This window comes from Streptomyces sp. NPDC002209, assembly GCF_042890265.1.
Lineage (GTDB): Bacteria > Actinomycetota > Actinomycetes > Streptomycetales > Streptomycetaceae > Streptomyces.
This window is the reverse complement of record NZ_JBIARX010000021.1, coordinates 65250-78323: the sequence shown is the minus strand read 5'-3', so window position 1 is coordinate 78323 and position 13074 is coordinate 65250. Positions and strand designations below refer to the sequence as shown.

Annotated in this window: 14 protein-coding genes and 1 pseudogene; 4 read left to right on the top strand and 11 right to left on the bottom strand. The window is 68.3% G+C overall.

The window, feature by feature from the left end; genetic code table 11:
• Window positions 1-129: 129 nt before the first annotated feature.
• Window positions 130-864: an HNH endonuclease family protein gene (locus ACFYXK_RS29420; protein ID WP_389413863.1), complete on the bottom strand. Its 735-nt coding sequence runs from the start codon at window positions 862-864 to the stop codon at window positions 130-132.
• 687 nt (window positions 865-1551) lie between these two features.
• Here ACFYXK_RS29420 and ACFYXK_RS29415 point away from each other — a divergent pair.
• Together ACFYXK_RS29415 and ACFYXK_RS29410 are read left to right on the top strand one after the other, a co-directional pair.
• Window positions 1552-1686 (top strand): hypothetical protein, encoded by a 135-nt coding sequence (locus ACFYXK_RS29415; RefSeq protein ID WP_389413862.1) that lies wholly within the window; start codon window positions 1552-1554, stop codon window positions 1684-1686.
• Between the two features lie 425 nt (window positions 1687-2111).
• Window positions 2112-4538, top strand: coding sequence for a helix-turn-helix domain-containing protein (locus ACFYXK_RS29410; protein ID WP_389413861.1), 2427 nt, complete (start codon window positions 2112-2114; stop codon window positions 4536-4538).
• Window positions 4539-4954: 416 nt separating this feature from the next.
• Here ACFYXK_RS29410 and ACFYXK_RS29405 read toward each other — a convergent pair whose 3' ends face one another.
• The 4 genes from ACFYXK_RS29405 to ACFYXK_RS29390 form a co-directional block, all read right to left on the bottom strand.
• Complete coding sequence (locus ACFYXK_RS29405) at window positions 4955-5707, bottom strand: hypothetical protein (protein WP_389413860.1); 753 nt, start codon at window positions 5705-5707, stop codon at window positions 4955-4957.
• A 227-nt stretch (window positions 5708-5934) separates the two neighbouring features.
• Complete coding sequence (locus ACFYXK_RS29400) at window positions 5935-6534, bottom strand: RNA polymerase sigma factor (RefSeq protein ID WP_389413859.1); 600 nt, start codon at window positions 6532-6534, stop codon at window positions 5935-5937.
• Between the two features lie 563 nt (window positions 6535-7097).
• Window positions 7098-8339 carry a hypothetical protein gene (locus tag ACFYXK_RS29395; RefSeq protein ID WP_389413858.1) on the bottom strand — a complete coding sequence of 414 codons (1242 nt, stop codon included), beginning with the start codon at window positions 8337-8339 and terminating at the stop codon, window positions 7098-7100.
• A gap of 2 nt (window positions 8340-8341) precedes the next feature.
• A complete protein-coding gene (locus ACFYXK_RS29390; RefSeq protein WP_389413857.1) occupies window positions 8342-8689 on the bottom strand; it encodes a hypothetical protein in 348 nt (115 codons plus the stop codon).
• 105 nt (window positions 8690-8794) lie between these two features.
• Here ACFYXK_RS29390 and ACFYXK_RS29385 point away from each other — a divergent pair, with 105 nt between their 5' ends.
• Complete coding sequence (locus tag ACFYXK_RS29385; protein WP_389413892.1) at window positions 8795-9058, top strand: hypothetical protein; 264 nt, start codon at window positions 8795-8797, stop codon at window positions 9056-9058.
• 290 nt (window positions 9059-9348) lie between these two features.
• On the opposite strand, the pseudogene ACFYXK_RS29380 reads toward ACFYXK_RS29385, so the two are convergent.
• Window positions 9349-9546, bottom strand: a pseudogene (locus ACFYXK_RS29380) (IS701 family transposase); the annotation flags it as partial.
• A 41-nt stretch (window positions 9547-9587) separates the two neighbouring features.
• Here ACFYXK_RS29380 and ACFYXK_RS29375 point away from each other — a divergent pair.
• The gene (locus ACFYXK_RS29375) at window positions 9588-10370 is read left to right on the top strand and encodes a hypothetical protein (RefSeq protein ID WP_389413856.1); all 783 of its coding nucleotides are present in this window, start codon (window positions 9588-9590) and stop codon (window positions 10368-10370) included.
• Between the two features lie 72 nt (window positions 10371-10442).
• Here ACFYXK_RS29375 and ACFYXK_RS29370 read toward each other — a convergent pair whose 3' ends face one another.
• From ACFYXK_RS29370 to ACFYXK_RS29350, 5 genes are all read right to left on the bottom strand, one after another.
• Window positions 10443-11042: a hypothetical protein gene (locus ACFYXK_RS29370; protein WP_389413855.1), complete on the bottom strand. Its 600-nt coding sequence runs from the start codon at window positions 11040-11042 to the stop codon at window positions 10443-10445.
• A gap of 94 nt (window positions 11043-11136) precedes the next feature.
• Window positions 11137-11517, bottom strand: coding sequence for a toxin Doc (locus ACFYXK_RS29365; RefSeq protein ID WP_389413854.1), 381 nt, complete (start codon window positions 11515-11517; stop codon window positions 11137-11139).
• 4 nt (window positions 11518-11521) lie between these two features.
• The gene (locus ACFYXK_RS29360; protein WP_389413853.1) at window positions 11522-11770 is read right to left on the bottom strand and encodes an antitoxin MazE7; all 249 of its coding nucleotides are present in this window, start codon (window positions 11768-11770) and stop codon (window positions 11522-11524) included.
• A gap of 189 nt (window positions 11771-11959) precedes the next feature.
• Window positions 11960-12631 carry a nucleotidyl transferase AbiEii/AbiGii toxin family protein gene (locus ACFYXK_RS29355; protein WP_389413852.1) on the bottom strand — a complete coding sequence of 224 codons (672 nt, stop codon included), beginning with the start codon at window positions 12629-12631 and terminating at the stop codon, window positions 11960-11962.
• Window positions 12628-13002: a hypothetical protein gene (locus ACFYXK_RS29350; RefSeq protein ID WP_389413851.1), complete on the bottom strand. Its 375-nt coding sequence runs from the start codon at window positions 13000-13002 to the stop codon at window positions 12628-12630. Before ACFYXK_RS29350 ends, ACFYXK_RS29355 begins: the two co-directional genes overlap by 4 nt.
• Window positions 13003-13074: the final 72 nt, after the last annotated feature.

The window sequence follows — 13074 nt, the reverse complement described above, 5'->3', positions numbered from 1 at the left end:
AGCCCGGAGAGGGACTGGTACGTCGCCACCCGGAACTTGCCCAGATCGACAGCGAGAACGTCGCCGGCGAGGGCGTCTCCGATTTCCATGCCTGTGTCCTTCCTTCTGCGATCGGCGGCCTGCCTGCCCTCAGGACGCGGGTTCGTAGACAACCGTGGTGGTCGGGCAGTCCTCCGCGATCCCGAGCAGGGCCTGCCGCTCGGCCTCATCGACAGCCAGGTTCCAGCGGAGCTTCGTCCCGACCCAGGTGGCGGCGTAGGTGCAGTGGTAGGAGCCGTCCGTCGGCAGCCACTCCGCCGGATCCTTGTCCGCCTTGCTCCGGTTCGAGGCTGCGGAGACCGCGATCAGCGTGTCCGGGGAAGCTTGGTCGTTCGCGTACGCCTCACGCCGCGCCGCGTCCCACGGCGTCTGCTCGGAGTCGTAGACCTCAGCGAGCGGAACAAAATGATCAACGTCGAGGCGGGCGGCGTCGGTGACGACCACGTCGTCGTACGCACTGCGCCACACCCCGCCCGTCAGCTTGCAGCCGGCCGCAACCTGGGGAGCCTCGAGCGCTTCGGACAAGATGACTTCCTTGCGGGTGTCGCATCCGTCGGAGGCGATCAGGCCCTTGTTCCAGTGCTTGTAGAGGTCGCGCTTGTAGCCCTCCCGGTGCTCCTCCGCGACCGAAAGCTGGTCGATCGCATCGAACAGCGACAACGGCACCCGCACACCCACAGCGCCGGGTACAGCAGAAGCCGGGACGACCGTGGCGGCCGTGGCCGGGCGGAGGTCCAGTGCGTGGGAGGCGGGTGCGGTGGTGAGCACAGGAAGGGCAGCGAGGGCGAGCGCGGGCAGGCCGCGCCACAGCAGGTTCTTGATCACATGAGTGGGTCTAGCGCGGCCCTCGTGGTCTGCGACAGGGCGCGAGCAGCCAACTCACCCATGCGGACGGCTGGATTCACCGCGGAAACGATCACTCCGGCCCCACGGTCTCCAGCGGCGCTGGGTGCGAGCCGGTGTCCCTACGTGCGGGCTGGCCTGCCCTCGGCCGCGGCCTTCGTCGTCGCTACGTCGGCACGCAGGTGCTCGAGGACCTGGCGAGCGGCGATGCGGGGTGAAGCGGGGCGGGCGGCGCTGCGCACGGTGTGCGGTCGCGGCGGCCACCGGCTGGACAGGCTCCTGGCGGACATGCGTGAACTCGCGAACATCAATTCACCTGATCGAGTGTTTCCGTGTTCGGCATATGCCATGTTCGACTTCTGTACGTACGCCGGCATTCGCTCCGGGAGATGTTCTGGTGAGCGCCGGGCGCACTACCTCGGCCCGGTTCACCTTGCCGGCGACAAACCTGCACGTCAGGGCCATCCGGGCTTCCTGGCCGTTCTGTTGGCGCCTTTCGAGCTTGGCTAAAGGTGCCGTAACGGGCCGCCAAGAGGTGTCGGAGAAGCACGGCATCGCACGCGGGACCCGGTAGCATCGGAATCGCCTTCTCTCAAGGTAACCGTAACCCGGTCGGCCTATTCACGGCGGCGGGTCGATCGACCCGGTACCGAGATGAGGAGGTGCGGAATGCACAACGACCCGCCGGAAGACGGCGGGGCGAAGAAGCGGATCTGGAAGATCGTCAAGGCCGTGTTCGGCTGGCTGGCGGTCCAGGGCCTGGTGGTCCTGGTGCGTCGACTGCTCGACAGCGTCCTGCAGTAGACGAAAGGCCCCCTGGTGACACAGGGGGCCCTTCTTGAGCCGCGGAATGCCTCCGCTGGCCCTGCACCCTCGTCGGCCTGCAAAACCACTGGGGGTGTGGGGCTTCATGCGTGTGCACCGCGTCGTTGTCCACGGCCGGGCCGCGTACGCCGATTGCGCTACCACATGGGGCTCGTCTGTCACCAGGTTTCCGGATTTCAGATCCCCAGACCAGCGACTCGGCCTCTAAATTTACATTGTTGCAGTTGGGAGCGCACTGCCTGAGAGCGCGGTTCACTCGGTAAGTGCAGCCACGGGGCCTCTAAATGAGTCCCCGGAACTTTGAAGGGGACGATGGGGCGTTGGCGCGGGGGCTCACCGACTTCGATCCTAGGGCGCTGCAGGAACTACGGTGGGCCTTCCCCGGCCCTGCTGGCAAGAGGGGGTTGACCGCCTCTGAACTGGCCCGCAAGGTCGGTGCCACCAAGGCGCAGATCGTGGCGTATGAGAACGGGCGCACGGTGCCGGACCCCAGGCGTGTCGCGGATCTCGCGCGGGCGCTGGGCGTTGCGCCTTCGCGTCTCATGCGTGCCGAGCGGCGTCTGGTGTGGGAGGTGGCGGATCTGCGCCGGGCTGCGGCGCTGACCGCGGCGAAAACAGCCGAGGCTATGGGGATGTCGGTCAAGGCCTACCGCAGGTTCGAGCAGCAGGGCGTGGTGCCGGCGCAGAGGGCCGGGTTTCTTGACGTGCTGGCCGACCTGTTCGGGGCAGGGGTCGACGAATTGGACCGCGCTTTGGACAACGTCCCTGCGGTGGCGGAGCGCTGCTTGCGGGTCGATGAGCTCATCCGTGAGCTGGTGGAGGTGTACGTCCATAGCGACGAGGTGTGGAGCGGGCCGGGGGCCCGGGACCGGCGGGTGGAGAGGATCGCCGCGTTGTACGGGCGCGGTGTCCAGCACGTGAGGTCGATGCTCCTGTTCGAGCTCGGTGAGTTGCGGCAAAGGTCGGCGCTGATGTGGCGGGAGAGGGCTGTAGCGCTCTACGACACCGATCCCCGGCGCCAGCAGCGCGCCCGAAACAGTACCGAGCAGCACAGCAGGCATCTGGAGCGGGAACTGGCGCAGATCACCCCGAGGCTGGAGGGATTCCACCGCCACGGGCAGCCGTCGGGCATCTGGCAGGTGCTGGTCGACCTGCACGACGCGGAGGCACGCTCGGCCGGGCCGTGGGTGCCCCTGGCGCTGCTCGCCGGCGTGGACACATCCATGTCCCTGCCCCGTTCGCTGGTGCGCTGCGGCGAGTTCGGGGACGTGCGGGCGGCACAGCTCACCCGTGGCGGAGTGTTCCACATCCGCAGCTTCCGTCGCCTGTACGCGGCCGTGTACCCGAACTTGCGCCGGCCCCGTGCTGCCGGAGGCCAACCCGGCCACCAGGTGCCGCCGGTCCGGGCCGTGCCGGAGGGCCAGTTCTCGCTGCCGGGCGTGGCCGAGCGGTTCGCGGTGCCGCAGCCGGTGATGCACCGGCTGCTCGAGGAGGTCGAGGCCCGCGGGACCGCCGAGAAGGGCCTGTCGCCCACCGTCATCCTCGCCCTGGGGCCGGCCCCCGCCGGGAGCGCGGGAGGCAGGCCGCGCCCACGTACGGCAGAGGCCGCCCCGCCTGCACCCACCGCACCGCCCATGCCCGACTGGACGGTCCTGGGCCTGCGCCATCCGAAGATCGCGGACGCGGCGCAGCAGGCCGTCACCCTTGCAGGGGAAAGCGAAGCCCTGCGCCGCGCCCGTACCGCCCGTGCTGTCGTGGGCGTTCTGGAGAAGCACCGGGTCGGCGTGCGCAGCGCGCAGATCGCCAGTGAGGCCGAGCTGGCGGAAAGCGCGCTGGCGCCGGTGCTGGCGATGCTGTGCGAGGAGGAGTTCGCAGTTCTTCTCGCCGTGGACACCTACGGCCCCGGCCCCGCTCTCGACCGCCTCGCCTCCCCCGGCGGTGTGGGCCTGCAGCTGGAACTGACGCTCGCACTGGCCCGTGACACCGTTGGTGCCGCGGTCTACTTCGCCCGCTACACCGACGGAGAGGTACAGGTCCTGTACAAGGCCGACGGGCCCGTCACCCCCGGAGTCAACGAGTGGGTCGACTTCAGGGCCGCCGCGCACGCCAGCGCGGTCGGCAAGAGCCTGCTCACCCAGCTCAGTCACGACATGCGCGCGGACCACCTCTCGCGCCACCGCACTGCCCGCCTGACCCGGCGCACGATCACCAACCCCCGCATCCTCACTGACACGCTCAACCGCGTCGGCTGCGACCAGCCGGTCTTCGACCTGCGGGAATACGCCAACAGGACCGTGTGCTCGGCCGTGGGAGCCAATACCGGCAACGAGACCGGCAGCCTCGCCCTGGCCATGCCCCTGTCCGACGCCCACCGTCTCAAGGGCGCCACGCAAGCGCTGGCCCGAAAGGCCGTACCCGTCCTGCTGACCCTGCTGATCGCCGGCGGAATCCGCCCCGAGGACAAGCCCACTGAGCCCGCTCAGGACGGCAAGCCGACCAGCAGCACCCTTACCCCCGCCAGCCTGATACGGCTGCAAGCCACCTTCCAGACCCCGCTGACCACCCCCGCCGAAATCGAGAACGCGGCCCTCTGCCCCTCCCCAGGTCCCCACCTGGCCACCGACAGCACCAGCACCTCCCTGTACCTCTTCGCCCCAACCCCGCAGCCCGAGAGCATCAACGCCGAGGCCCAGCTCGCCCTCCCCCACACCTACACCCCCGCCACCAGCCCCAGCACCGATTTCACCACCCCCCATCAGAGAACCTGGCGCGGCCACACCACCCCCGACCGGATCCTCATCTTCCGCACCCACGCCACCGCTCCCAACTGACCCAACGAATCCGTGGCTCGGCTGTCCAAGTCAGTGGTGGAACGGCTTTTGCTGTGGCTATGCCAGCACGGCATAGCCGACGGACTCCTCCCTGAGGCGGCCAGCCACCATGACCGTACGGACCGGACCGGCACCCAACCGGCCCGAACACGACGTCGGAACCCCCACCCGCGCGCGCCGGTCCACGGGTGTCCGGGCCGGCGGCGGCCAGGTGCCCGCCGACCTGGAGGGCCTACTCAGGGCGCAGAGGTACGGTGCGGCCGACCGCGCACAGCTGGCCCGCCTGGTCAAGGCGGCCCAGGACCAGGAGCTGCCAGCGGGTCAGGGTGCCGGTCGTTTGTCGAGCATCAGGGCACCGCAAGTCGCTGCCTACGATGCTGGCCGCCCCAACAGGCCCCGTCACAGGCAGACCCGTCCTACGCGTCGGCTGAAACAACGCTGTCGTGCGGTTCAGTGGCCACGATGAGGACTCCCTGTTCTCCGCTGGCCGGCATTGACGCCCGGCGGATCAACGCCTCCCACTCCTCGGGCCAGAGGGTCGCGGCATCCCAGCGGATGCCCTTGAGCGGTACATGGTCCAGGTTTGCCTGGCTCAGGTCCTCGCCCACGAAATCGCTGCTGACCTTCTCCACCGCGCCCACAACGAGGCACAGAGCTTGTGCCTTGCCATGCGCCTGCTCCAAGTCATCAGCCAGGTCCTGCGCGATCGTGTACGCCAGAAGGCAGTCGTCATCGACCTCCGCAGTGTCGATGAGGGGGGCAAGCTCGCCGCTCAGTAGCTGTTGGGCGCTGTGTACGTCGCGCAGGAGCTGCTCAGCGTGGGATTCGAGCAGCACTTCGACGTCGGTGAGGTAGTTGGCTCCGGCCTGTTCCGAGCGGCGCTGGCGCTGGGGGCTGGGCAGAAGGTCAATCTGCGCGAGATGCTCCGCCAGCTGCTCGGTGCAGTGACGAACCTGCGGAACAAGCTCGTCGGCTTCCAGGAGGTAATTGAGGTCTTCGACGATTGAGAGGGCAGCACGCATCGCGAGAGCGAGGTCTTTGGGCCAGTAGGTACTGGCGAGACGCAGTGCCTCGCGCCGGTACTTCAGCCGCACTGAAGCGAGCCGGCCAGTAAGCGGATGGTGCACTGCGAGTGCCGTCTCGGGCGAAAGAGGCCGTCGTTCGCTCACCCCGTTCGTTGTACGGGTTAGGCGTTCTGTCACCGCGGACCCGGTCGCCCGGTGGGCGGCCGCAAGTAAACGGTCAAGCGCCAGATCGGGGTCTTGCAGCTCGGGGACCCCTCCTTGCGCTGCGATCCGGTCTTGGACCGCTGTGCCTAGTTGCCGGTACGTGGATGCAAGAAGGACTGCCAGGCTGACGGTGGGCTCGCCGGTGCTGCTCCGGATCGGGTCGCCGCTCATGATTCTCCCTTCGACGCTTCCTCGTGCTGGTGGTCGCTCTGAAGGCCCAGCCCTGCCTTGAGCGCTGCCCGCGCCCGCGCCAGGTTCTGGCGGACAGCCGCTTGCGTGGTGCCCATGGCCCGGGCACTTTCCTCGGTGGTGAATCCGTCGAGATTCCACGCCAAGGCGGCGCGTTGCTTGGACGGAAGCTTGAGGAGCTGGGTGACGACCTGCCGCTCTTCCTCGCCAATCTCAGCCGCCTGTGCTGGCGTCTGCCAACGCAGGCTGGGGTGGGGTTCGGGTAGGTCTGCGCATGCCTCTTCTGGCCTGATCTGCTGGCTGATCCAGGAACGCCAGGCCACGGTGCGCAGCCATGCCTTGGGATAGGTGATGTTCAACCCGGGGGTGCACATCTTGGTGAATGCGTCTTGGGCGGCGTCCTGAGCTTCCGACCAAGAGGCTCCGGATAAGAGCAGGAATCGGACGAGTGCCGGATACTGCTCATGGTGCAAGGACTCCGCGAGCTCACGGCCCGGTAGCGCCAGGGCCGTCGCTTCCAGGGGCGTCGTGTCAGGCGCTGCGTCAACGAGCAGTTCAGGGCTGCCGGCGTCCTCCATTGCGGCCACCCCCGATCCCGTGCGGCTCAGGGGCGTACCAGAGACACCGTTCTCTGGCTGGCTCCGGCACTGTCCCCCGAGGAGCCGCGTAGCGGACCCGCGCGGTCATCCCCCTTTCGGCGATGCGGGCCAGCTCCACCTCCGTGCTCAACCAGCGGTGTGCGATCTTCACCGCGCCACTCACCAGGCTGACGAGAACGGTCGCTCCCGCTCCTGCCACAACCGGATCCACTCTGCTGTCTCCTTACGCATAGTTCCAGTAGGTCAAACGTGTAGCAACAGAGCATTGAGGGGGCAGAGTTGTGACATTTAGCAGGTCAGGAGGGTGCGTCCGAGCAGAGTTGGTGCGGTGGCGGCGCGTCCAGATACCTGGGAGCGGTAAAGGGGCGAAAGCGTCCACCCCTCGTCGTTCCCGCACCCAGGCGCCACGTCCTTGACGAAGGACAAGAGGCCCCCGCCACGGCGGGGCCGAGCTGGCGGCCGGACCCGGCGCGCTCCGGAGTCATTGCAGGCGTTCGTCATAATCATGCGGAGCTTGATTACGGTCCGCGAAAACGGGCGGGTCAGTTGACGAAGAGTGAGCCCTGGTAGGCCTGATGGAACCAAAAGGTGCGTTCCATCAGGGATCGGGACTCCGGGCCGTGCATGAGTTCGCGGGTCTGCCAGTGTCGGCTCTCGGTACCGAAGAGGGCTCCGCCGAAGGCGACTGTGTCGCGAAGAAGGACGTCGTCCTCAGCAAGCCAGCGGCGCAGGATGAAGGCGGAGCCGTACTTCAGGGGGGTCACCGGGACCAGAAATCCCGTGTTGCCTCGCGCCCCCTCGCCGTACTCGGAGCGGAACACTGCCCATTCAAGGGCGTTGAACGCGACCACGCAGTCCTTCCAGCCGTCCAGGCTGTAACGCCGGGCACGCCTTCTGCGACGCCGGCGCATGCTCGCGACCATGGCTTCGTGCCAAAACTCGTAGCGTATGACGGGATGCGGGTAGAGGGTGCCGTCGTACCACTGGATGCACTTCCGATGCACGTCGTACATGGCGAACAGCAGAGCTGCAGCAAATGAGGTGCGGCCGAAGGTGACATCAGGTCGCCGTCGGGCGAGTTTCGCATGCCGAGGGTGTTCGAAGAGAACGGCCACGTGCATGCCGGCAGCCACGACGTCCGCGTGGATCTCCAGCCCGCGCTTGACGCGCGTCAGGTCCAGATGGGGCGGTTCGCCGTTGTTGTAGGCCCGAGCGGCTTTCACGACCGCGTCGTGCCCGGCTGAGACGTGTACCAGTTCGTGCAACGCGAGAAGGATGCAGCACTGGCCCATGACGTCGGCGGCCACGATCTCCCGCTCCTCGTCGGGCTCGGTTCTGCGATCGAACTCAGCCAGAGACTGCCAGTAGTCTGCCTCGCCCCCTGCGCCCTCTCCCAGGACCGGTTTGAGACCGGGTGCGATCTCCCAGTGGGCGACGTCGCCGTTCAAGGCCGACCCGACAACGCGGACGATTCCGGCTTCGTGTTCCAGGTGCCACAGCAGTCTTCGGGTGAGTGATCGTGCGCGTGCCAGGATCCCGAGGGGAATGAGGATGACCGCGTGATCCGGGCCGAGCTGCCGGGTGCGGCAGTCGAAGGAAGTCGAGCGGGTGACAGCGAAGGTGACCTCACACATGGAGGGGTACTGGTATTCCCTGGCGATGACCCAGAAGATCACCTGCAGGGCGTCCGACAAGGCCCGGGCGCCCTGCACGCCCAGCACGCGCTCAACGTCTTCCGGCCGGGCCCTGCCGCCGGCAAGCTCGATGGCCTCCTCGGCCCCCAAAACTAGCCCTCGCCCGCGTCAGCGAACTTGGGGCAGAGCCTGTCCAGGCCGTAGTGCATGATCATGATCGACAGTGCCGTCACCGGAACGACGAGGCCCATGCTGGTCCCCAAAACGTCTACGAGAGCGGCAATCAGGGCGTTCCGGTCCTTCTTCCCGGGGCCGAGCGCAGCTGCCCTGACAGCTGCAGACCCGCAGATCAGATTCCTGAGCTTGGGGAGGTTGCTGTCGAACCACCGCCGGGCGACGGCGCGCTTCTCGTTCTCACTCGGTTCCTTCGAGCCGAAGTCATCGGCCAGAAGCGCCTCTCCGATCACCAACTCGGCCTCGTCCAGGGCCATTGTCGTCATACGAGAAGCCTAGCGAGCATTGCTGACCGTGTCCGGAATACGTCTGAGAGCCTTCCAGCAGGCACGGCCCGTCAAAGCTGATGCGACTCTCCGGACGAGTTCGCGTTGACGGAAGTGCGAGGTGGTGAAGCCGAGGCAACGGCGGACGCCGAGGCCCACCGCGACCTGGTCCGGGCCGAGGGGCACGTGCCGGTCGAGCAGGGCGGGCAGGTCCCGGCGGCGGCCGAGCGCAGCCACCTGGTCCGGATACACATCGGGGAACTGCCTGTTCCCACCGAGGCAGACCAGGAGACCAGCCTTCACGAGATGACCGACCGCCGCCGCGGTCACCCTCGGCCGAACGGAAGCGTCCCCCATGGGCCTCCGTAAACCGGCCGCCGCCCACCCCGCCCCCACCGGACCCCGCAACGCCGCGCGCACCTGCTCCGGGTCGGCAGCCTCCACCACCGCCCGCGACCACAACCCGGGTCGGCGTCTGTCTGCGGGACCAGGCCCGAGCCGACCGCCCACCGCCAAGCCGCCAGAGGCACCCGCAGCCTGCCCGCGGCCTGCCCCTCGCCGTACTGCTCCCGCACCGAACGCGCCATGAACCGCACTCCGAACGCACAACAGGCGTCCCGCACGTCGAACCGGTTCTCGGGGAGGGCGGCGGCGATCTTCGTCTGGAAGCATTCCTCGACCGCCCACCGGCTTCCTGCAATGCGGATCAGCTCGTCCAGTGTGGTTTCGGCGGGGCAGTAGGCGATGTAGTAGGAGATCTCCTCGGGCCGGCAGACACTTCGGCGGGCGATCACCCAATGCCTGCGGTCTTCGCGGTGCCAGGGCCGGACCTCGCCCCTGGCCCAGTCGTAGACCCGCCCCGCGCAACTCTGGCTCGTCAACGCAATAGCCTCAGCCTGTGACCCACAGCAGCAGCCAGTACGAGCAGCCTGACCCCGCCGCCCTCCCTCCCTTTCAAACACTGCTGGAATGTACGAACTGGGCGTCGCTCGCCACAGCCTGCGGGACAGGCGAGGCCCTGCCGGCGGCACTGACACTCCTCACCGACGCTGACCCGATCATCAGGGAGTCGGCTCTCCACGATGCGCTGGGGCCCGTGACTCACCAGAACAGCATCTACGAGGCCACTGTCCCAGTGGCACTCTACGTCGCGGCGATCCTCAACCATCCGTCCATCACGGCGGGCGAGGACAACCCCGACGCCGAGACACAGAACCGCCCGACTCTCGTGCAGCTGCTCGACTGGCTCGGCGACACCGCCTACGACGCCAATGACGAGTGCGTGGCCATTGACGAACGCCTCTACGGTGAGGGAATTCACGATGAGCAGATGCGGGCGTTTCGGGACGCACGCCCGGCGATCTACTCCGCCGTTCATTCACTCCTCGGTCATGACAACGCCGACGTGCGCCACACCGCCCTTGTCGCTGCCATCCCCCTCATCGAGCACCCCCTCCTCACCCAGCACCAGGCCGATCTGGCCGCACACGCCCGACGCCTACTGGCCACCAGCACCGACCGGCACCACCGAGACCGCGTCCTGGACGCGCTGAGGGCATGGGGCCAAGACCCCAGCGCCCTGGAGAACGCATCCGACATTGCAGCCCGCGAGCACTACGTCCGCCTCAGAGCTGCACGCGCTTCTTGGGAAGGCGGGTACAGCGAAGACCCGCCGTTCTAACTCAAGGTCTCAAAACACTCCGAATCATCCAATGACTAAACCGTTGCCGACTCGGCTGCTGGGGAGTGGCCGCTACCCTTCCGCGTGCGGGAGGCGGGCCAGCGCGTCGGCCAGTTGGCGTACCGAGACGGCGCCGGATTCCGGCAGGCCTGCCCCCGACCACGCCTGCTGCGCAGTAGCCGTGTCCCCCTCGGCGGCCGCGAGGACGTTCTGCTTCGCGCTGTTTTCGTGGACCGGGTCGGTGTCGAGGCCGAAGTCGGCCAGGTGCACGACGATGCGCACCTCGAGCTTCGGGTTGGACGCCATCCGCTCATTGAGCCGGTAGACCCGCACCCGGTGTCCGATCAGCGCCCGGGCGCGCTCGATCATCGCCCGGCCGGCCTCGGAGTCACCGCGGTCGGTCCGGATCGGCTGCTCCAGCTCGCCGGAGATGTTGCGCAGGACCAGGACGCCGCGGGTACTGGAGGCCTCCACCCGTACGTCCAGCAGCGTGGCCGTGAACTGCTTCGCGGCATCCAACCGGGCGACGTCCTGCCCGACCGTGTCCCCGAGGACGTAGAGACTGACGGCCCGCTCGCGGACCCGGTCGGTCCAGTCGGCCTCCCCACCCGGCGGGCACGGCCCCACGGCGTGGACGGCGGCGATGACGAGGTCGAGGTCACGGGGATTCACCGGTCCATCATGACCGGCACGGAAAAGGCCACTTCACCTGGCCGGTGCCGGAATCGGCCCGCTGAGACGGCACGCGCCTGCACAATGCTCTCGGCTACGGCACGGCTGGCATCGCCCTGAGCCGGTCCGCGATGGCGTACGAGTCCAGGCGCAGGGCCCGGATGTCGCCGATGAGGTCGCGCCACAGCTCGTAGGAGGTGTCGATGCGCTTGCCGCTGGCCTCGAGGTACGCGATGGCGACGCCATAGCCGTAGGCCTCGTTGCGTGCGGGGAGCGGGCGCAGGAGGACGCATTCCTCGAGGAAGACTGCGGCCCTCCAGAAGGCATCTGGGTGGCTCTGGTCGAGCCGTGGTGGGTCCACCCGGTGCCGCGCCGCCATGCCGACGAGGACGGAGAGGTCGTTGACCGTGAGGTCGGTACGGAGGGTGTCTTCCTGGCGGGCCAGGAGCCACCGGTAGTCGACGAGCAGTTCCACGGGTTCAGGCCGCCCGGGGGGTCTCGCGGGCCGCTGGCGGGAGACCGCCGAAGTCGGCGTCGAAGCGGGCGAGGATGCCCGGCTCGGCGATGACGCGGCGGAAAGCGGCCGTGGCCGTCTCGAGCAGCTGCTCGTGCTCCTTTTCCTCGGCCACTCGGGCGAGGTAGTCCTTCATGGACATGCCCGCGCCGTCGGCCAGGGCCTTGAGCCGGTCCCGGGTGACATCGTCGATCTTGACGCTCGTATCCGCCATACCTCGAGTATGCCGCGAGGTATACCGCTGCGGCTACCCGTTCGAAAATATCGCCTTGACCAGCTCTTATTGCGCTTTGAGGAGACCTTGGCCAAGGGCTTGGGCGGCGAGGGCTCGGTTTACCTCTACGGGCAAGGCCGCCGTGGCAGTGAGGGCGCGCCGTCCCACACTCTTGCGATCGCGGTGACGTCAGACGACGTCGTCGCCTGTGCCGCAGGCGAGGCGCTGCTCAAGATCGGTGGCCCAGTGCCCGGCCCACGCCCTCAAGGCGGTGATGGCCGCGTGGTCCAGGCCGTACGCGTCGAACTCCTCGTCGTCGTACCAGTCGGCGCCGGCGAGGCGGTCGTGGAGGTCTTCGAGGCGGAACTCGTCGCGGCCGTGGCGCCGGCCGAGGCTTTCGAGTTCGGCGGTGGTGCGCAGGCGGGAGGCGGCGTGGACGTCGATGAGGTCGCGTACGGCGCCGCGGTCGGCCAGGGCGCGGACCTTGGTGCCGATGACGTCGTCGAGGGCGAGGACCGGGCCGTACTCGGTGTGGGCCGGGGCGCTCCACAGGTTCTCTTTGAGGATGTCGACCTCGCACTCGGCGCCGTCTGCGGGGTCGGTGACCATCAGGCGGGCGGACAGCGGGTCGACGGCGATGACGGCGACCCGCCAGCCGCGTTTGGCCAGCTCGTGGGCCAGGTCGGCGGTGATGTCGGCCATGGGGGCGGGGTTCTCGGTGGCGACGTCGAGGTCCTGGCTGAGGCGGTCGACGAGGCCGTGGGCCTGCACCGCGTATCCGCCGGTGATCACCAGCGGGTAGGGACTCCCGATGGCGATCACGTCGGCCAGGAGCCGGCGGTGGAGGGCGCTGAGGTTCACGCCGCGGACGTCGTCCGCGTCCGGGCGGCGAGCTGGGGGAAGTGCTCTTCCCAGACCTGGCGGATGTGCCGGCTGACCAGGGTGCGCAGGACGGGCCACTGCTCGGTCAGCAGGTCACGGTCGAGGAGCGCGATGAGGTCCTCGCGCTGGCCTTCGGCCAGGACGGTGCGGTACAGGCTCATCCGCTGCCGGGGCCGGTCCAGGTCGTACGCGCGCAGCCCGGACCAGGCCACATGCAGGGGCAGCTCCACCACTCCGCGGGACGGGCCGGTCAGCTCGCCGAGGGATGCGGGCAGGCGGTGGGTGTACCGCTCGCGCAGGACCTCGGCGGCGGCGGGCGCCGATGAGACGGAGGACGAGAGCTGAGCCATGGGATCAGTATCCCGTGCCACGACCCTCACTGGTACGGCAGACCGCAACATCCGCCCCTGTGACTTGGGCGC